The organism is Clostridium sp. (assembly GCF_050717535.1).
Taxonomy (GTDB): domain Bacteria; phylum Bacillota; class Clostridia; order Clostridiales; family Clostridiaceae; genus Clostridium_AD.
Genome location: NZ_JBOITM010000081.1, coordinates 25,830 through 45,578 on the forward strand (window position 1 = coordinate 25,830; position 19,749 = coordinate 45,578).

Genomic DNA, 19,749 nt, shown 5'->3' on the forward strand with positions numbered 1-19,749 from the left:
TGTCAAAATTTTGCGGTTTTTGTTTCTGACCAATGGGACTTTCCATTGGTATAGAAGAAATTGACAAGAATCTAACTGATTTAATTGAAGCTTGCTGTTAATGCCAATAAAAATACCAGACAATCTTCCAGCTTTTAATGCACATGGTTAATAGTTAATTTCATATATCAATCTTTATCATGAAAAATCGCCCTACTTAGGAAAAGATGGTATAGTAACCTTCGCTTTAAATAAATCTCCATCAACTTCAATACTAAGGATTCCACCTTGAAGCTCTAGGATGCTCCTCGCGATAGATAGACCGAGCCCTGACCCTTCAGTATTTCTTGACTTGTCTCCCCTAACAAATCTTTCAAATATTTCTTCCTTATCAAAATCCATTTCATAAGAAGAGATATTTTTCATAATTATGATTATTTTAGAGTCTTGCTCCATTAACTCAATATATACTCTAGTACTCCGAAGCGAGTATTTTAATATATTATTTATGAGATTTTCAAATACTCTCCAGGTCTTTTTCCCATCTAAATTAGCATAAACCTTTTCACTAGGCATCTTTAACTTAAAGGTTAAAGATGAATTGTTAATTTTCTCATCTAGTTCTGCTAACGATTGCGAAAGTAGTGCTGTCACATCTACTTTTTCTATATTGAGTTCCACCACTCCACTAGCCATCTTAGATGCTTCAAATAGATCATCTATAAGTATCTTAAGGCGCTGAGATTTTCTATCTAATACATCTATATACCCCTGTGATTCTTCCTTGGATAAGCCTTCTTTTTTTAGCAAATCCACATAATTTATAATAGAAGTCAGTGGAGTTTTTAAATCATGGGACACACTTGTTATAAGTTCAGACTTAAGCCTTTCGCTTTTTATCTCATTTTCAAGAGACTTTTTAAACCCAGTTTTCATATTATTTATGTTATGAGCTAATTTGAAAAAATCACCTTTTCCACTTTCTTCTATAGTATAATTAAAATTTCCTGAAACTATTTCCTGTGTTCCTTTTAGAATACTTCCAAAAACTCTTACTCCCTTAAGTGCGTAAATTGTTATAAATACCAGGTAGCCAAGCACATATATTGTTGGTATTATTACAATGAAAGAACCGCACACTAATGCTATAAACGCACCTAGTATTGACACTCCGCACAACAAAGTAAGTATAATAATACCTCTTACTTTAAACTTAGTACTTTGAGTAAGCGGGCTCTCTTTCATAAATTTTGAGAATTTGTTAAAGCCACAATTTTTCAACTCCGCCCTAAATCTCTCTTTATCTTTTACTAAAGTAGCTAGCACTCGTGCACTAAGAATAAAGAAGTAAATGTAAAATGCAATTAAAGTAAGCATATAAATCTGGTGGAAATTATATGGTTTAGAAAAAAACACCACTCTATTTATGTAGCTATTTATTACAAGTGAAAATATTATTAAAGTAAATATCCATAAATCTAAAGGGTACTCCTTATTTGGATTTCGTATAAAATACATTTCCATATAGTTTTTCTTTAATATATATATAAGCATTATAAATCCTATAATAAATGATACAGCTCCTATTATTGCCTCTTTACTAATTCTTTGTGCTACGGAATTATAATAAATGTAATTGGAATATATATAATTGTTTTGATCCATATCCTTAGGAATAATAAAATATGCTTGACCAGTAGTACCTACCCACTGATTTATTGAGATCATCCCATCATTATTGTTTATAGATTGTTTAGGAAATTTTATACTGTACAATGCATTATTTTTTAAATACGAATCTATATCTGAAACATTTTCTATATTAGTATCTATAACATTATTTTTTCCTCTTGTTATATAGTATTTTATTATACTCTTTTCTTTTACAGCTATTTTAATATTTTCATAGTCTTTAGTTTTATATGCAGCTATTTCCTTTTTCATATCCGCTACAGTCTTTGTATTTTCCTTTTTTAATTCATTAAGTTCACCATCTTCACCCTCAGTTAACCTTTTTACTGCCAGCGTATTTCCTTCTTTTTCTGCTACTACAATATCATTAGTATACTTGTTTTTTATTACTTCTTCACTATTCTTGAGATTAGAATCATATAATGTTTTAGCTGATATTAGCTCTTCATTTGTAACCTTTTCATCATCTGATTTTTGTGAATAATCTTTATAAATCCCATTAAGTGCTTGTATATTATTAAAATAACCTAATAATTCATTTTTAAAACCTGCGCTATTAAAATAAGGCTCAACTCCTAGATAATTTCTATTATTTATAATGTCTTTTATCGACAATGCCGAAAGTGCAAACATATATACGCATATAATAAGTATTATAATGTATATATGTTTATTTTTCGATTTTATATCCAATACCCCACACCACCTTTAAATATTCAGGTTCCCTTGGATTTATCTCTATCTTCTCTCTTATTCTCCTTATATGAACAGAAACAGTATTTTCTCCATTATAAAAAGGTTCTTCCCAAACTCTCTCATATATTTCTTCAATTGAAAATACCCTTCCCTTATTTGCCATTAATAATTCCAATATTCTATATTCGATGGATGTGAGTCTTATTTCCTTTTCTTCCACTGTTACCATCTTCGAGTTTTTGTTTAATATAAGTCCATGTACATTTATTTCATCATCACTCTCTTTATAGTTTCCAAGATTTGTATACCTTCTTAGCTGGGATTTAACTCTGGCCACTAGTTCCATTGGATTAAATGGTTTTGTAATATAATCATCCGCTCCTATGTTAAGACCTAGTATTTTGTCTGTATCTTCTGATTTAGCTGAAAGCATTATTATTGGTATGTTTTTGCCTTCTCTTATTTTAAAGGTAGCTTTAATTCCGTCCATTCTAGGCATCATTAAATCCATTAATATAAGGTGAATTTCTTGTTCTTTCAAAACTTCTAAAGCTTCTATACCATCCACCGCTTGAAATACTTTTATACCTTCATTTTTTAAATATATTTCTATGGCTTCTCTTATCTCATATTCATCATCTACAATTAAAACATTATGCACAGTCATGAAAATCACCCCTTACTTATATTATACATGTTAATAGGGATTCCTTACAATCATGTCCTTTTCATGAAAAATGCGAAAGCATCTTTATCAAAGCCATTAGCCATGGCTACAACATTTATATTACGAATATGATAAATTTTCCCTTTATAATCCTTTGCTTGATTGTCACATACATATGCATAATCGTAATCTCCTTCCTTTACCCATTTCATGAATATATAGGTATGCGTTGGAAAATTACTTTGCTCTCCATTTGCATCTGTAGTGAAACATATATCGCCAGGTATTAATTTTTTATAATTACTTTGTTTTTTAAACCCATTCTCTGAAAGTAATGACAGGAGCTGTTCTGTATTACTTGTTTCCTGAGGTACCTCAAAATTGTTTTTTCTAAGCACTTCAGATAAAAAATAAACACAGGTATTTTCTGAACTACCCTTATTTAATTCTACGGCCACATTGTACACCTCTATACGATTTCCTTTATCTTGTAGAAAATTATATACATCTTTATTTAAGGATAAATTTTCTGCTCGTACATTGGACTTAATATTTTTAGAAAATATTATCGCAATACTTGTTATTACTATGACAAATAAAATCAATTTCACTTTTTTCATTTGGTATTACCCTCCCCCTCGTATAACTAACTATAAATAATTATACAGTATACTTTTTACAAAATACCTATCATAATTCTTACAAATTTATTAAGAAAATAAAAAAAGCTGCTATAAACAGCGGAAAATAAAAAACACCATATATTAAACATATTGTTTTCAATGATGTAATCAAGTAATAACCATTTTGTTTGAAACACAGAATTTTTTTACCAGTTGATATATTTTTTAACTTCTGCTTTTTCTCCTAAGTTTACGTCTTTCAAAACCCATTCTTTAAACACAGGATATCCTGTTCTATCAACAATATACCCTATATGCTCTTTCCCTCCTGGAGCATCTCCATCCATGTACTCCTCTATATACGAATAAGTATTTTTTATTATTTTAATTATGCTTTCTGCGTCCACCCAAGTTATAAAATCCTGAGCAAGTCTAGGATTCTTCTTACCAGTCCTACCCATTATCACAAGTTTAAAATATTTCTCAGTGCTTCTACTCCATGCACCTGTTGGACATTTCCCTATACATTCTCCACATCCAATACACTTATCTGGATCACGTACTACTTTAAAGTTCTCCATTTTAAGCGCACCAGTAACTCTTCTTTTACAGTTAGTAACACAAGATTTACAACTTATGCATCTGTAAGAATCATATTGAGGTTCTGTCATCCCTATAATTCCAAAATCTTGCATCCTAGCTTTAATACAGTCATTAGGACAGCCTGTTAAAGCTACCTTCACGTGATAATCATTTGGAAAAATTTCCTTTTCAATCTTTTTTGCAAACTCAGTAGTATTGTAATTTGCAAAAGGACAGACATTTGAACCAATACATGCTGACACATTTCTAGTTCCTGCAGCAGAATATCCAGTATTGGGTGAAATTTGATTTATTTCAAGACCATCTATAACTGGTTGAATCATCTTATTAACTTCTGGTATTTTAGCTATATCAATATTAGGTATCTCAAACCCCTGCCTTATTGATATATGAATATTACCATCTCCGTAAGTTTCTGCTACTTCTTGAAGTACTGCCAAATGTTTAGCTTCTATGTGCCCGCCAGGCACTCTTATTCTTATTGCGGTTTTACCTCTTCTTTTTGTTATTCTAAACGCATTTTTTTTAAGCAATTTAGTGTTTATATCCATAATTTTCTCCCCCCTAATCTACTAGATGAACTGCATCCAAATAGTTAAAAACAGGTCCCTCTAAACATATATACGTATCATCGATTTTGCAGTGACCACATTTTCCAACTCCACAACACATTTTTCTCTCATAAGATACCCATATATTTTTTTCTTTTATTCCTTTCTTTATAAATCCAGCCACTGTAAACTTAAGCATCATTGGAGGCCCTACTACAATAACTTGTACTTCATCAATATTATCTACTGGAATGCCTCCAATATATTTTGTTATGAGTCCTACATTTCCATTGTACCCGTCAGGAGCACTGTCTACAGTTAAAGTTACACTAATATTTTTTCCCCAAGTTTTAAAATTATCTTTAAATAAAATATCCTCGGGTGACTTAAACCCCGCCATTAAGTTAAACTTTTTGCACCGCTCTGGATTTTGTGCAAAATAATCTACTATCCCCTTTACAGGTGCAAGACCTGTTCCGCCCGCTGCAACAATAATCTCTTTATTTTTAAAAAGATTAATATCAAATCCATTACCGTAAGGACCTCTTAAAAACAAACTTCCTCCTACAAAAAAGCTATGAATTACATCGGTAACTGTACCCACACGTCTTATTGTAAGATCTACATAATCCTCACCTATTTCACTAACGGATATAGGTGATTCTCCAAACTTTGGAATAGAAACTTCGAAAAACTGGCCAGGTTTTACATCACCTTTAAATTTCATTCTAAATGTATAATCCGTTTCTGTATGCTTACTTATCTTAAGTATTTTAGATATAAAGGGCATATATATATTTTTCATTTATTCCACCTCATCCATTGCTTTATTTAGTTTATTTACACAATTTGAGAAAGATATATATTCTGGACATATATCATCGCATCTACCACAACCTACACACATATGATATCCTGTTCTCTTTTTAAAATCATATACCTTGTGCATAACTTTAAATCTCATTCTGTCTTTTTTGTCTTTTCTAAAGCCGTGTCCTCCTGCCATATCACTGTATCCATCTACTTGGCAAGATGCCCATACACGCCTCCTTTCTCCTACATTTTTGTTTTCTTTATAGAAAATATCCTGCATAGTAAAACAAGTACAAGTACCACAGACAAAATTACACCTTCCACAAGCAATGCATCTTGAAGAATATTCATCCCACATTTTTGATTTGAAAACTCTTTGGTCCAAATTTTCAGGTATAGTAACTTTTATTTCATTAGCTTGTACAAATTCTGGGTCTACTTGTACCTCTTTTATTTTATCTATATTAAAGTAACTCATTAGTTCTTCTGATTTACAATTAACAAAAACCTCGTCACCTTGAATTTTAGTGTACATATCATAATCTTCTGTCTTATTGGAGCCCATACTGACGCAAAAACAATTCTCAAAACTTTCACTACAACCCATAAGTACAAACTTGATTTTATCTCTTAAAACCTTATAATAATAATCTTCATTTCCATTTCTTAAATAAATTTCATCCAGACGCTTCATGGCATGAATATCACAACTTCTTAAGAATATTAAAATTTTCTTCTCATCACATTTTGGCTCTTTACAATCATTTTCAGTAAAGTAAAATAATGTTTGAGTAATTGGAAGTATTATTTCCTTAGGTGAAAAACTAGATTTAAGTTTAAATTCTACTTCACTTATACTGCTTATTTCCTTATACCTAATAGTATCTGTATCCGCAAAAGTTCCTTTTCCCTTTAGCAATACTGGTGCATATATCTTATATTCATGTCGCAGTGTTTCGAGATACTCATCAAATTCCCCTACTTTTAAATTAAAGCTCATAAATGCAACAACCTCCATCATAATAATTATTATTATCTAATAGCTTGAAATTGTTAATTAATTAACTATAAAAATTAAATTTTTAACTAACTATTCATATTCTATTTTAAACTACAAAATAAGAATGTGATTTTCATCACACACCTTTAAAATATTGACTTAGCTTTTCTCTATTAACTATAAACTTTCTATGTTTTATTTTTACCATATCCATTTTTTCAAGTTCTTTTACCGCTCTTGAAATAGTTTCGCGAGAGCTACCTAGCATATCCGCCAAATAGGTTATGCTTACCTTAACATTTATTAAAATACCCTCTTCTGTTTGTATTCCATAATCTTTAGAAAGTTTCCAAAGCTTGGCTGCTACCTTCTTGTCCATTTTAGTAGGAACTGTATTCTTAAGTTGCCTATATAATCTTCTTATTTTTTTACTCATAGAGTACAAGATAACTTGTGTGAGTTTAAAGTCTTGCCTCATTATATTTAATAAGTCTACTTTTGATATGCTCATGATTTCACTATCTTCAAATCCTTCACAATTAATTGAGGCTGTAATATTGTCGAAAATTACCTCATTTATAATCTCACCTTTGTTTAGAATAAATATAACCCGCTTTTGACCTTTTTCTGATAACCTATACATAGTTACCTTGCCTTCTAAAACTATATATATATTATCTATACTTTGTCTTTCAGCAAACAAGATTTGTGATTTATTTATTCTTTTTATAATAACATTCTCTTTTACTAATTCTAAAGTTCTATCCTCAATATCCTCAAATAGTGGAAGGCCTTTTAATTGACTAAGAGTTATATGTACCATCTTAACTTCTCCTTATGATTTCAACTTAAAATCTCATTATAATAAAAATACCGATATTCTTATTATACAACAATAAATTTTATAATTGAGCAAAAAAAATGTTTATACATATCTTAATTAATAGTTTCCTCAGTGGTAAATACCTATGCAAATTGCTGCAGTGTGAGATAAGTTTAGCCGTTTCTTCCTTTAATATGATTTATGCGCAGAGTGAATTTAATATTTTCCATTAATCTTTCTGATATTGTAATCTCCGTCTTTACTATTTAACTAGAATAACTAGCTTCTTTTCAAATTAGTAACCATGGTAACTGATTCATATTCTAGTTTAAGTTACAATGCAAGTATGGATATTCTAAAGGGAGGAAAATTAATTGAATGAGGTAATTGTTATAAAAGATTTAGTAAAGTCCTATCAGATGGGCGAAACAAAGATTACTGCCGTTGACAGTATAAGCTTTTCGATAAAAGCAGGGTCCTTTGTTATTCTGCTTGGAGCAAGCGGTGCTGGCAAATCTACAGTCTTAAATATTTTAGGTGGAATGGATACTGCAACTAGTGGAAGTGTTCATGTTTTTGGACAAGAGATATCAAAATACAATGATTTAAAACTTACATCATATAGGAGAAACAGTATTGGTTTTGTTTTTCAGTTCTACAATCTTATGCCAAATTTAAATGTTATCGAAAATGTAGAACTTGCAAGTCATATATGTAAAAATCCCATTGATGCAAGTGAAAGCCTAAGATTGGTAGGGCTTGCAGACAGACAAGATAATTTTCCTTCTCAAATCTCAGGGGGAGAACAACAAAGAGTCGCTATCGCAAGGGCCCTTGCTAAAAATCCTGATTTGTTATTATGTGATGAGCCCACTGGAGCTTTGGACTATGTAACAGGCAAAAGTATACTTTCACTTTTGCATAAAATATGCCGTGAGAGTAATAAAATTGTTATAATCGTAACACATAATTCTGCAATTGCCCCAATAGGAGATATGGTTATTAAAATGAAAAGTGGGCAGGTAGTCAGTATGGAGGAAAATCTTTCCCCTGTACCTGTTGAGAGGATTGAATGGTGATATAGATGCTAATTCGTAATTTTTTTAGAGATATAATTTCTACACTTCCAAGATTTCTTGCTGTCATAATTGTTACAGCCCTTGGAGTAATGATTTATGTTGGTATGAGTGGAAATGGCTATAACCTTACCAAAACAGCTGAAAGTTATTATAAAAGTCAAAATGTTGCTGATTATTGGATATATGGAAGCATGCTTACTAAGTTAGATGAAAAGCGAATTGCAAACCTTGACTCGGTAGAGAGTATTCAGTCTGAACTTAGTCTACAAGCAGAAAGCTATCAAGATGAAGATATTACCATTGACCTGGATGGAATATCAGGTGATTTTAATATTAATAAACCTGATATCCTATCGGGAAGGATGTTTGAGAATAATCGAGAATGTATGCTGGATGCATCATATGCAAAAACTCACAATATTAATATTTCTGATAAAATTGATTTAAAAATTAAGAAAACAGATAAAAAACTGACATTCACAGTATGCGCACTAATTAATAGCCCAGAATACATACACAATATAGGGGATACAGACATCACTCCTGATAGTTATAAACATGGTTTTGCATTTGTAAAAGAAGATGCGCTAGAAGAGATGAAAGATCTACTTTCTTATAACAAAATGAGTTTAATACTTAAGAATAATACAGATAAAAATCAATTTAGAAAAGATATCGAGAAAATATTAGGCACCAAATTAAACAAACTTTTAAGTTTTAAAGATAATGAAAAAGTCTCAATAATAATAAATCAAGTTGATAATACAAAAGCACTTACTAACTCGCTTCCTATGATATTTTTTCTGATTGCAGCACTTATTATGTTTACTACTATGTCAAGAATTGTAGAAAACAGCAGGATGGTGATTGGCACATTAAAGGCACTTGGGTATAGTAAAATAGTCATTTTTATCTATTTTTTATCTTATGCGTTTATAGTAGTTATTTTGGGGAATCTTCTTGGCATATTACCATCAAGAATAATTACAGCTGGACTTATGAGTTTTACTACAGCAGACATGACAGTAGCAAAATTCTCAAATAGCTTTGATTATTCATCTATTTATAAGACCTTACTGATTACAACAGTTATTTCTGTTGGTACAGCAGCATTTTTATCTGCCCGCGAAATAAGATATTCTCCTACAGAATGCATGCGACCAAAGTCTCCGAAGATAGGCAAAGCAAATTTTCTTGAAAAAATTAAAATTATTTGGTCCAATATGAACTTTGAGCAGAAGACTATTACGAGGAATATTTTCAGAAATAAAATGAGATTAATCATGTGTGTTTTTGGAGTGGCGGGTAGTATGGCAATAATAATTACAGCTTTTGGATTCCGTAACTCTACTGAAAAATTAAAAAGCAACATGTTTTCAAATATGTATAGGTATGATATTCAAATAATACTTAAAAAGGACACTTCCACTTTTGAGGCTGAGAGGATAAAAAAAATTAGCGGGGTAGATAAGACTGAAAATGTAATGAACCAAGTCGTTAAGGTATCTAATAGTGGGAAAAGTGAAAACACAACAATTAATGTAATGGAGGATACAATATCGCTGATGGTGCCGTCCATAGATGCTAAAGATGGTATGAGTATGCCAGAAGATGGTCTTATAATCTCAACTACTTTGGCAAAAAAACTAAATATCTATAAGGGAGATATGCTAGACCTTGTAGTTTCTGGGAAACGTGATATAAGAAAAATAAAGGTGGCAGATATTAAAGAGAACATTACCGGTGGATATATAAGTAGATCCCTTTGGAGAAAACTAGGAGAAGGATATACGCCATCTATTATATATGTAAAGACAAAGCAGCCATCTAGTTTTATAGAAAATACTAACAATTATGACTTTATCGGTTCTATAAAACAAAAGAGTGAATTAGTAGCATCCATAAATGATCAAATGCGTGCAGTAAACTCAATTTCTCTCGTGCTTATGGTTTTTGGCGGAGTGCTAACTCTAGTAGTTTTATACAACTTGGGTATTCTAAATTTTTATGAACGGATGAGAGAACTTGCAACCCTAAAAGTTTTGGGATTCTATGACAAGGAAATTAAGGTGCTAGTTTTAAGGGAAAACACTATTTTCACCGTTATTGGAATTATTATTGGAATACCACTTGGAATAGCATTAACTACATTTATATTGTCACAGAGTTCTAGAGAAAATATGACATTTGAACCATATATTAAAGGAGTTACTTTCTTATATGCTGCAGGATTAACATATATCTTTTCAGTTATTGTTAATTTACTTCTTAAAAGAAAGCTAAAGGACATTGATATGCTTGGGGCTTTGAAAAGTGTTGAGTAGTTCCAGGTGATATTAAATTACTGAATTTGCAAAAATGAATGGAGGAATTAAATTAAATGAAAAAATTTTTTTCAAAGAAATTTGTAAAATATATAGTAGGAACGTTAACAATATTGCTGGTTGGTTTGGGCTTATATAAGTCACCTATAGTTCAAAATAAACTTGCTGCGGGTGTTCATGTACAAAAGACCGCAGTAGTAAAAAAAGGTGATGTTAAGATATCGGCTTCAGGAACAGGATATGTTTATTACGACAAAACCTCAAGTATATCTTCAAAGGTTAGCAGTAAAGTAAGAAGTGTATATTTTAAAGAAGGAGACAAAGTTAAAGCTGGAGATTTAATTTGTGAATTTGATGATTCTGCCACTCAGCTGGCTTTAAGTGGATCTAGGAATGAGTTAGTTCAAAGTAAGTTATCAAATGATGCAAATGAAATCCAAGCTGGAAAGCTTTCTATTGTGACACCTTTTTCAGGACAAATTAGCAATATTCTTGTAAAGAAAGATGATGTAATTACAAAAGGTGCAGCATTATTCACTATTGCAGATACCTCAAAACTTAAGCTTTCAGTTGACTTTAATGCTGTGGATATAAAAAAGATATCAATAAATCAATCAGTTAATGTAAGCATATCTTCTATTATGAAATCAGTTAAGGGGACTGTTACGTACATTAGCAATAAAACTACATCTACAAAGGCAGGAGGGCAATTATATACAGTGGAAATACAAATAAATAACCCTGGTGCTATTTCAGAAGGTATGATTGGTGAAGCATCCTTTGAAACATCAAAAGGGACTGTAGCAAGCACAAATTCAGTAACCTTAGAATATGTAAGTAAGACAACCGTTATAAGTGAAACCGGTGGAACAGTAAGTAGTATATTTATTAAGAAAAATCAGCAAGTGGCTAAAAGTCAAGAAGTTATTAAAATGCATAATGATGATGTTGCAATAAATCAATCAATAGGGAATGCTAAGGTTGCTTCTTCACAAATAAAAATATCATCATCAGAAAATATGCTTTTCGACTACAAAATATATGCACCTATAGATGGTATTATAGCTAAGCAGACCATAAAAATTGGAGATAGTGTAACCCCAGGACAAGCAATAACTTCTATTGAAAAAACAGATGTAGTATTAGTTGACATAGATATAGATGAGATTGAAATAGCCAAAGTTGCTGTGGGGCAAAAGACGCAACTTACTTTAGATGCGCTTTCAGAAACAGCAACGAGACCTATAGAAGGTGAAGTTATAAAAGTTGCTCTTGATGGGATTTCTAAAAATGGAGTAACAAATTTTGCTGTAACCATTAAAGTCAAAGAAAGACAGAGTATGCTTAAGAGTGGAATGAATGTTTCAGCTAAGATAGAGTCCAAAAGTATAACAAATGCACTATATGTTCCGACAGGTGTAATAACGAAATCAGGAAAGAAGCAATTAGTAACCATTAAAGACGATAAAACGAAAGGAATACAAAGGGAGATCCGGGTTGGGACAAGTAATGAAAGTGTTACAGAAATTAAAGGTGGAGTAAAAGAAGGTGACATATTAATTCTACCTGAATAAATGGGTTCAGTACACTGTGTAAATATGGAGAGCCAGTAAATAATTCAGTGAAAAGGATGGTATAAAAATGAAATTTAAAAAAGCAGGGTTAAGTTTAATGTTAACAAGTTTAATGTTAACAAGTGTAATGATAATATCTACTGTAAGTTCCCCTTTAGCTTTTGCAATCTCAATCCCATTAAGCTACTCAGGTTCAATTGAGAAAATGCAACAACTAAAGGTTATAGATATGCCAACCAGCGGTGAGGAAGGATTGGTAACTAGAGGTCAATTAGTAAAAGCCATAGCAGTAGCAGATGGATTAACATCTACTTCTTCAAGCTTAAGTGGCACAACTATTTTTCCAGATGTGACTTCTAATAGTAAGCTAAGTGGATATGTTAACGGTGTGGTAGGTGTAGGGTTAATGTTTGGAACACCAGATGGCCACTTTCATCCTGAACAGTGCGTTACAATGGCAGAGATAGACACAATCATGGTGAGGATGCTTGGATATACAGATACAGACGCAGATTTATCAAAATTATCGTGGCCTAATAATTATATTCAGCAGGCTTATAAATTAGGATTAACTACTGATATATCTACGAATAAAAGCGATAAGTTAACTTATAAAGTAGCAGCAGTTATGTTTGACAGGCTTTTTAGTACATTAATTAATGGATCTCAAACTGAGTATTTTTCTAATAAATATTTTGAAGACGAATATTTGAATACTGACATTACAGGTATATTAAAAGAAGTTACAGTGGTTGGAAATTCAAAAACTTCAGATAATCTTTTAGATAATGAAGTTTATCTTGAAGGTCAAGGACTTAAAAGTTTAACAAAATATGCAGTTAATAGTGATGCTGGGGACATTGAGCTTGGAGTGAAATATAAACTTTATATTGATGGAGCCAATATTACTAAAGTAAGTGTAAAAGAAAATTCTACAGAAAATTATGCGGTAACAGGCATATCAAGTTCAGTAATAGCTTACATGGATGACAATGATGTGGCCCAAACAATGATGCTACCAAAAGCTTCACTATATTACTATCATGGGGAATATGTAGATTATGAAGTTGCAGTTAAATCTATTAGGGCATATTCTTCAATTATTCTAACAAAGAAGAGTGATAATTCAGGCTATGATTATGCAGTTATTGTAGATGCTAATTTTGGTGCACCACAAATCTATAAAAATGATAATGCCAAACTTCTAGAGCAGCTTAAGACTACCAGATATACTTACATTTATAGAGGTGCAAATATACAGGAATCACAATTAAATGCTTATGATGTAGTGTATTTTGTATCTGATATTTGGAATAAAAACACATTTGTTTATGTGAATGATAAGACTGTGCTTGGAACAATTAAAGCATTTACACCAGATATGCTTAATCCAACAGGAGTAACAATTAATAGTGTAAACTATACTTTTAGTAAGTATTTCAATAAAGCTAAACTTAATAATTATGATGGCAATATTGGAAGTTTTTTAACTAATGTTAATGTTGATGATTTTAAAACATTACTCTTAGGCGTTGATGGGAAGATAGTCGACATTTACTAGGGGTCGGGCCCCATAGCCGTCAAGCTAAGACAACCCAATATTTAACCTACTCTATTTTAAATATATTTAGCTTGATGGGAATTATATTGTACCGAAAATATGAGGATAACTCATATTGTTAAAAAATAGCTATATTTGAATATGCTAAGCAATCATGCACTTTTAATTGCATGATTGTTTTGATTTTGCAATAATTTTACATTATCATTAAGAAAAGAAACATGTGATTCACATCACTTATTTCCTAAACGATTACTTTTTATAAGAAAAAAAACACCATGTATTAGTTTCAGTATCAATACATAGTGTTTTACTTTTTTTACAATTGTGAATACAAATACTGTGAATATGATTGATTATTTTATATTTGGTGTTTTAACATTCAAAACACTAAATGTTTCACCTTGATCTGCCCATAGTGCCATGTTTGTATTAGGCGCACAAACAATAATATCATTTGCGTTCACAACAGCTTTTTCTTCTCCAATTTGAATTGTTCCTTTTCCAGAGACAACATAAAAAAATACATCGACAGGAACCTTATGCTGAGGGACCTCATCTCCAGGTTGTAAATTCAAATTCATAACTCTTGTGTTATCATGGCTTATAAGTTGTTTAACTACAACACCTCTCATGTTTTTCTTACCTTCAATTTCATTCATTCTAATAATATTCATTATATTTTCTCCTTCATATTTTATTATTGGTGTTAATAATTATTACTCTATAGTTATTGCACTAACTGGGCACTCCTGCTCTGCATCTTTGGCAGTGTCCATTAATTTCTTACTATATGCATTTAGTTGTCTTTCAGTTTCTTCCATTTGTCTATCCACAATACTTGCCTTTTCTATGTGGCCTATTATACTTTCAGATGTTACTTTTAATATTCCGTCAACGTCTACTATTTCTTTATTCATGTTTTCAATATGGCACTTTTGCTCAGTCAAAATCTCCATTACTACCTTAACCTCTTGTTCCACTCTCGCTACAGATGATAGACTCCCCTCTATTTTTTCTGCTGCATTACTTGAAGCCCTAACCCCACTGACAATAACCTCATTTGACCTACTGGAATTATTTAAGACTACCTTGGTCCCATCTTCTATGCTCCCTATTAAATTTGAAATGTCTTTAGTGCTTTGTTTAGTCATTTCAGCTAGCTTTCTAATCTCACCTGCCACCACTGTAAAACCTTTTCCCTGTTCTCCTGCTCTTGCTGCCTCAATTGCTGCATTTAAAGCTAATAGGTTTGTTTGGCTTGCAATGCTGGTTATTAACTGAACAACTTCATGAACCTTACTAAATTTTCTTGCCAATTCATTTATACTTTCAGTATTATTCCTATTCTCATTTTCTAAAGACTTTATTACGTCTACCATTTCGTCAATAGCATCCCTGCCTGCATAGGATTTCTTAACTGTATCCTCCGTAATCCCTATAAGTTTATTCCCTTCTGAATACAAACTATCCGTTAACCCATTAGTATTTTTAGTTAAGTTTGAAATTTGATCCATATGTATCCTTATTTTATTAGCAAGTCCTCCTAATACATCATGTTCACTATCTACAATATTGTGTTGCTTTACAGTATCCCTTAATAACTTGCTAATATCTTGAATAAAACCATTAGTTTCATTATTAAATCTAACTTCCTTCTGTTCTTTTTCTTCGCTATGCTTATTATGAATATTTTCTAGATCTCCAAATTTTTTATTTTTAAATAACCGCATTTATTTATTTTCCCCCCAATTTTTCTCTATCCATTAAGATACTTAAATTTTATTATCAAACTATAGACTATGTTATTTAGTGTTTAATTGATGCAGATATAGTATTGAATATGTATAAATAATATATAGTTATATTATAACTATTTTCACGTAATAATACGGTAACATGTGTTACTGTATTTAAACTTCATTAACAAAGGACACTACAGCCCTACTGCAATAAAGTCAAGAAAATCTAATCATTTTATGATTAAAAATCCTTGACTTTAAAATCGATATTCTTTATCCTAATATTTGCTTTAAATCTGCTTCTGGTGTGCTTATTGGTTTAAGATCAAAAGTATCAACTAAGAATTGTAATACATTTGCGCTTAAGAAAGCTGGTAGTGTTGGTCCAAGGTAAATTCCTTTTACTCCAAGTGAAAGTAATGCCAATAAATCCGCAACAGCCTTTTGTTCGTACCAAGTTAAAATTATTGCAAGTGGTAGATCATTAATACCACATTTAAATGCATCAGCAAGTGCTGAGGCTATTTTAACAGCCGAATATGCATCATTACATTGACCTATATCTAGTAATCTTGGAAGTCCTGCTACTTCGCCAAATTCCAATTTATTAAAACGATATTTTCCACAAGCCAAGGTAAGAATAATGCAATCACTTGGAACTTGCTTTGCAAATTCAGTGTAGTAATTTCTTCCTGTTCTTGCACCATCACATCCTCCAATTAGGAAGAAGTGCTTAATTTTACCGTCTTTAACTGCATTCACTATTGTTTCTGCATGAGCCAAAGTTGCTTTATGTCCAAATCCAACTAGAATTTCTTTAACTTCTTCATCCTTTTCGAATCCACCAAGTTCTAGTGCTTTGTTTATGATTTCAGAGAAGTCCTTATGACCCTTCTCGTCAGCAGCTATATGTTTTACTCCATCCCAGCCAACAACACTTGTTGAAAAAATCCTATCCTTATAAGAATCTCTTGGTTTCATTAAACAATTCGTTGTCATTAGAATACAACCAGGTATACCATCAAATTCCTTTTGTTGATCTTGCCATGCTCCTCCAAAATTGCCCACTAAATGTTTGTATTTATTAAGCTTTGGATATCCATGGGAAGGTAACATTTCACCATGGGTATATATATTTATTCCCTTGCCCTCTGTTTGCTGGAGTAGCATTTCAAGATCCCTTAAATCATGACCAGAAATCACAATGAATGGTCCTTTTTTAATGTTTACATTAACCTTTGTAGGTGTTGGAGAATTGTATTTTTCATTATTAGCTCTATCTAATACCTCCATAACTTTAACGCTCATATCTCCAGTTTTAATTAAGTACTTTATAAGATCTTGAAGGTTTAAACTATCATCAGTCATTACTGCTAAAACTATAAAATAAAAATCATCTACTTCATCGCTGTTATATTTAATAAACCTAGCTTGATGTGCATATGCTGCAATTCCTTTTAATCCATATTTTATAGTTTCGCGAACTGAGCGGATATCAGCATCTAAATCCTCATCATACATAACACCTGCCTTCTTAGCATCTTCAAGCATCTGCTCTTTAGTATCACTTAGATTATATAAAGCCTCTTGTGCATTTACTTCTTCTCCTAATGCTTTCTTCCTTGCATCTTCTTTTATTACTTGAGATTTTTTAAGCATATCTATATGAGACTTTGGATCAAAATTAACATTAGTTAATGTCATAAACAATGAATTTTCAATAAATGAAACCCATGACTTATCAATTTTTTCGCCTTTGTCTAAAAGTTTGGTAGCATAACAACTTATTCCTTTTAACTGATATATGAGCAAATCCTGAAGTGCTGCAATTTCTGGTGTTTTTCCACAGACTCCTACGTTGGTACAACCTTTTCCACCGGCAGTCTGCTCACATTGAAAACAAAACATTTTTCCTTGCATATTTAACCCTCCTAATTTTTAAAACTTCTATATTCTATTCTACACATTCTTGGTATAATTATACTATACATAGGAGGGATAACTGCAAGGAAATTTTTAATGATTATTTGATAGAGCACACCTTTTTCTGTTGAAGCATAGGAAATAACACACTGTTTTCTAGATAAATATGAATAAATAAATCTTTTTCTAAGTCATGTATTTTTGTATATGCTAGTATAAAAGAAGTACATGCATCCTTTGGAGCATTAAAATCTCTAGTTATCTTCTCTAATTCTTTAATTATATTTCCAGCTGCGTCATGCTCACTCTCTGTATCCTTTATAACATGATGTATTTCTGATAAGACACTATCGTCCTTCGTTATTTCAAATTTTTCAATAAGTGGGAACAAATACTCTTCCTCTTTAATAAGATGCTCCTCAAGTTCTATTTTCAAGGTTCCAAAAAGTTTGTGTACCTTTAAAAGTTCTTCACTATGATGCTGGAAATGTACCTTTAGTACTTTAAATAATAGAATATCTATTTCTCTAAGTTGTTTTTTTGTAAATTCATGGTGAGTTTGCACTATGTGCTTTATTAAGGTAGAAGGTTTTTCTTTTCTCCAGTCTTTATATTCTGAGTTTGATTTTATAAATTTCTCGTACTCGCTATTAAGTTCCGAAACAATTGTATCATAATCTATGGCCATCTCGTCCAATGCTCCTGCTAAGGTATCATGGCCACCACAGCAATAATCTATTTTATATTTGTTAAATATCTCTGCAGCACCTGGGAAAATTGAAACTATCTCTCCTAGGCTTTGGTTTTCATTTATAATTCTTACCATAATTAATTCCTCCTCCTTTTTAAACTGTAGCTAGTAATAAATCAGCCATATAATTAACTGCTCTTTCAATGCTCTTTAGGTTGTCCTCGTTTGGTGAGAATCTAATCCTTAGTGGGAATTCTATATCGATCATACCAGTAGATTTAATTACATCAGAAGTACTCAAGACTTTAATATTACTTTTCTTCAAATAATCTTGAACCACCTCTATAGCTTCTCCACTCCAACCATAAGAACCAAAAGCAGCTCCTATTTTATTTTCTAGGTTTAGTTCATGTAGTTCTTTTAATATATCTTCCATGTTTCCAATCATATCAGCATACTTTGTGGAGCTACCAAATAAAATAGCATCCGCATCATTAATAGCTTTCATTACTTCTTCTTTTACTACCTTATTTACATCTATAATCTCTGAAACTATATTTAGTTCTTCAAATTTTTCTTTAATAAACGTAGCTATCTTTTTTGTTCTACCTGTCATAGTGGAGTATAAAATTAATGTTTTTTTATTTATCTCTGTGTTTTTACTCATATTATCATAAATATCTATAAAGCTTTGTACATTTTCTCTAAGTATATATCCATGGGATGGTGCTATCACCTTTATATCTAAGTCTCTAATTTTTTCAATCATAATTTGAACATATCTTCTATGAGGGTGCATTATCAATTTATAGTACCCAATATAATCAGCCTTTATGTCCTCTTTTGCAATATCATTAAAATACTCATAGTTGGCTACATGAGTACTAAAAATGTCACAAGAAAATAAAATTTTATCCTCTATGCAATAAGTTATCATAGTCTCTGCTGTATGAAGATAAGGTGTTTCTATGAATTTCAGTGTTTTACCTCCTATATCTAAAGTATCCCCGTCACCTACCACTAAAAATTCTCTATTATGAAGTTTGTACATTTCTTTAAGCTGATCTATCGCCAAATGCGTGCACACAATTACTGCATTTTTAGCTTTTGCTGCCAAGCTTCCAAGGCAGCCAGAATGATCAGGCTCAGTATGATTAATTATAATGTATTTGATTTTTTCAAGATCTATAATTTTTTTTAAATTTTCCACATATTCTCGTCCAAAACTCATATCAACAGTATCTATAACCGTTGGTTTTTCAGTCATTAATAAATAACTATTATAAGTTGTACCTTTAGTTAATGTTAATCTATGAAAGGGTACATCTCTATCATCAACCTTACCAACCCAATATATATCCTCGCTTAGCATAATGTTTTTACTCATAATGTATTCCTCCTAAATTAA

Annotated in this window: 16 protein-coding genes; 4 read left to right on the forward strand and 12 right to left on the reverse strand. The window is 31.4% G+C overall.

Translation table 11 applies throughout. The features are described 5' to 3' along the window. Positions 1–192: 192 nt before the first annotated feature. The 7 genes from ACREVU_RS16595 to ACREVU_RS16625 form a co-directional block, all read right to left on the reverse strand. Positions 193–2,364 carry a sensor histidine kinase gene (locus ACREVU_RS16595; RefSeq protein ID WP_431552717.1) on the reverse strand — a complete coding sequence of 724 codons (2,172 nt, stop codon included), beginning with the start codon at positions 2,362–2,364 and terminating at the stop codon, positions 193–195. After that, entirely contained in the window at positions 2,342–3,034 is a 693-nt protein-coding gene (locus ACREVU_RS16600; RefSeq protein ID WP_431552718.1) for a response regulator transcription factor, read from the reverse strand. The genes ACREVU_RS16595 and ACREVU_RS16600 overlap by 23 nt, the downstream gene beginning before the upstream one ends. A gap of 50 nt (positions 3,035–3,084) precedes the next feature. After that, positions 3,085–3,654: a hypothetical protein gene (locus ACREVU_RS16605; RefSeq protein WP_431552719.1), complete on the reverse strand. Its 570-nt coding sequence runs from the start codon at positions 3,652–3,654 to the stop codon at positions 3,085–3,087. Positions 3,655–3,863: 209 nt separating this feature from the next. Then, positions 3,864–4,811 carry a sulfite reductase subunit C gene (asrC, locus tag ACREVU_RS16610; protein ID WP_431552720.1) on the reverse strand — a complete coding sequence of 316 codons (948 nt, stop codon included), beginning with the start codon at positions 4,809–4,811 and terminating at the stop codon, positions 3,864–3,866. Between the two features lie 13 nt (positions 4,812–4,824). After that, a complete protein-coding gene (asrB, locus tag ACREVU_RS16615; protein ID WP_431552721.1) occupies positions 4,825–5,616 on the reverse strand; it encodes an anaerobic sulfite reductase subunit AsrB in 792 nt (263 codons plus the stop codon). Further along, entirely contained in the window at positions 5,617–6,624 is a 1,008-nt protein-coding gene (asrA, locus tag ACREVU_RS16620) for an anaerobic sulfite reductase subunit AsrA (RefSeq protein ID WP_431552722.1), read from the reverse strand. It abuts the gene before it with no gap. Positions 6,625–6,760: 136 nt separating this feature from the next. Continuing rightward, entirely contained in the window at positions 6,761–7,447 is a 687-nt protein-coding gene (locus ACREVU_RS16625) for a Crp/Fnr family transcriptional regulator (RefSeq protein WP_431552723.1), read from the reverse strand. A gap of 374 nt (positions 7,448–7,821) precedes the next feature. Here ACREVU_RS16625 and ACREVU_RS16630 point away from each other — a divergent pair, with 374 nt between their 5' ends. The 4 genes from ACREVU_RS16630 (at position 7,822) to ACREVU_RS16645 (ending at position 13,985) form a co-directional block, all read left to right on the forward strand. Continuing rightward, the gene (locus ACREVU_RS16630) at positions 7,822–8,526 is read left to right on the forward strand and encodes an ABC transporter ATP-binding protein (RefSeq protein ID WP_431552724.1); all 705 of its coding nucleotides are present in this window, start codon (positions 7,822–7,824) and stop codon (positions 8,524–8,526) included. Between the two features lie 5 nt (positions 8,527–8,531). Next, positions 8,532–10,850, forward strand: coding sequence for an ABC transporter permease (locus ACREVU_RS16635; RefSeq protein WP_431552725.1), 2,319 nt, complete (start codon positions 8,532–8,534; stop codon positions 10,848–10,850). Positions 10,851–10,906: 56 nt separating this feature from the next. Beyond that, positions 10,907–12,424 carry an efflux RND transporter periplasmic adaptor subunit gene (locus ACREVU_RS16640; RefSeq protein ID WP_431552726.1) on the forward strand — a complete coding sequence of 506 codons (1,518 nt, stop codon included), beginning with the start codon at positions 10,907–10,909 and terminating at the stop codon, positions 12,422–12,424. Between the two features lie 67 nt (positions 12,425–12,491). Next, entirely contained in the window at positions 12,492–13,985 is a 1,494-nt protein-coding gene (locus ACREVU_RS16645) for an S-layer homology domain-containing protein (protein WP_431552727.1), read from the forward strand. A 356-nt stretch (positions 13,986–14,341) separates the two neighbouring features. Here the strand turns inward: ACREVU_RS16645 and ACREVU_RS16650 are convergent, their stop codons facing one another. From ACREVU_RS16650 to ACREVU_RS16670, 5 genes are all read right to left on the reverse strand, one after another. Then, positions 14,342–14,662 (reverse strand): cupin domain-containing protein, encoded by a 321-nt coding sequence (locus ACREVU_RS16650; protein ID WP_431552728.1) that lies wholly within the window; start codon positions 14,660–14,662, stop codon positions 14,342–14,344. Between the two features lie 42 nt (positions 14,663–14,704). After that, a complete protein-coding gene (locus tag ACREVU_RS16655; protein WP_431552729.1) occupies positions 14,705–15,718 on the reverse strand; it encodes a methyl-accepting chemotaxis protein in 1,014 nt (337 codons plus the stop codon). Positions 15,719–16,000: 282 nt separating this feature from the next. Then, positions 16,001–17,647, reverse strand: coding sequence for a hydroxylamine reductase (gene hcp, locus ACREVU_RS16660; protein ID WP_431552730.1), 1,647 nt, complete (start codon positions 17,645–17,647; stop codon positions 16,001–16,003). A gap of 103 nt (positions 17,648–17,750) precedes the next feature. Further along, positions 17,751–18,476, reverse strand: coding sequence for an iron-sulfur cluster repair di-iron protein (ric, locus tag ACREVU_RS16665; RefSeq protein ID WP_431552731.1), 726 nt, complete (start codon positions 18,474–18,476; stop codon positions 17,751–17,753). Between the two features lie 19 nt (positions 18,477–18,495). Continuing rightward, positions 18,496–19,728: an FprA family A-type flavoprotein gene (locus ACREVU_RS16670; RefSeq protein WP_431552732.1), complete on the reverse strand. Its 1,233-nt coding sequence runs from the start codon at positions 19,726–19,728 to the stop codon at positions 18,496–18,498. Positions 19,729–19,749 lie beyond the last annotated feature (21 nt).

Excerpts from the sequence above, each read along its gene's own strand:
- ACREVU_RS16600 (WP_431552718.1), bottom strand. The coding sequence starts at position 3,034 with ATGACTGTGCATAATGTTTTAATTGTAGATGATGAATATGAGATAAGA.
- ACREVU_RS16605 (WP_431552719.1), bottom strand. The coding sequence starts at position 3,654 with ATGAAAAAAGTGAAATTGATTTTATTTGTCATAGTAATAACAAGTATT.
- asrC (WP_431552720.1), bottom strand. The coding sequence starts at position 4,811 with ATGGATATAAACACTAAATTGCTTAAAAAAAATGCGTTTAGAATAACA.
- asrB (WP_431552721.1), bottom strand. The coding sequence starts at position 5,616 with ATGAAAAATATATATATGCCCTTTATATCTAAAATACTTAAGATAAGT.
- asrA (WP_431552722.1), bottom strand. The coding sequence starts at position 6,624 with ATGAGCTTTAATTTAAAAGTAGGGGAATTTGATGAGTATCTCGAAACA.
- ACREVU_RS16625 (WP_431552723.1), bottom strand. The coding sequence starts at position 7,447 with ATGGTACATATAACTCTTAGTCAATTAAAAGGCCTTCCACTATTTGAG.
- ACREVU_RS16635 (WP_431552725.1), top strand. The coding sequence starts at position 8,532 with ATGCTAATTCGTAATTTTTTTAGAGATATAATTTCTACACTTCCAAGA.
- ACREVU_RS16640 (WP_431552726.1), top strand. The coding sequence starts at position 10,907 with ATGAAAAAATTTTTTTCAAAGAAATTTGTAAAATATATAGTAGGAACG.
- ACREVU_RS16645 (WP_431552727.1), top strand. The coding sequence starts at position 12,492 with ATGAAATTTAAAAAAGCAGGGTTAAGTTTAATGTTAACAAGTTTAATG.
- ACREVU_RS16650 (WP_431552728.1), bottom strand. The coding sequence starts at position 14,662 with ATGAATATTATTAGAATGAATGAAATTGAAGGTAAGAAAAACATGAGA.
- ACREVU_RS16655 (WP_431552729.1), bottom strand. The coding sequence starts at position 15,718 with ATGCGGTTATTTAAAAATAAAAAATTTGGAGATCTAGAAAATATTCAT.
- hcp (WP_431552730.1), bottom strand. The coding sequence starts at position 17,647 with ATGCAAGGAAAAATGTTTTGTTTTCAATGTGAGCAGACTGCCGGTGGA.
- ric (WP_431552731.1), bottom strand. The coding sequence starts at position 18,476 with ATGGTAAGAATTATAAATGAAAACCAAAGCCTAGGAGAGATAGTTTCA.
- ACREVU_RS16670 (WP_431552732.1), bottom strand. The coding sequence starts at position 19,728 with ATGAGTAAAAACATTATGCTAAGCGAGGATATATATTGGGTTGGTAAG.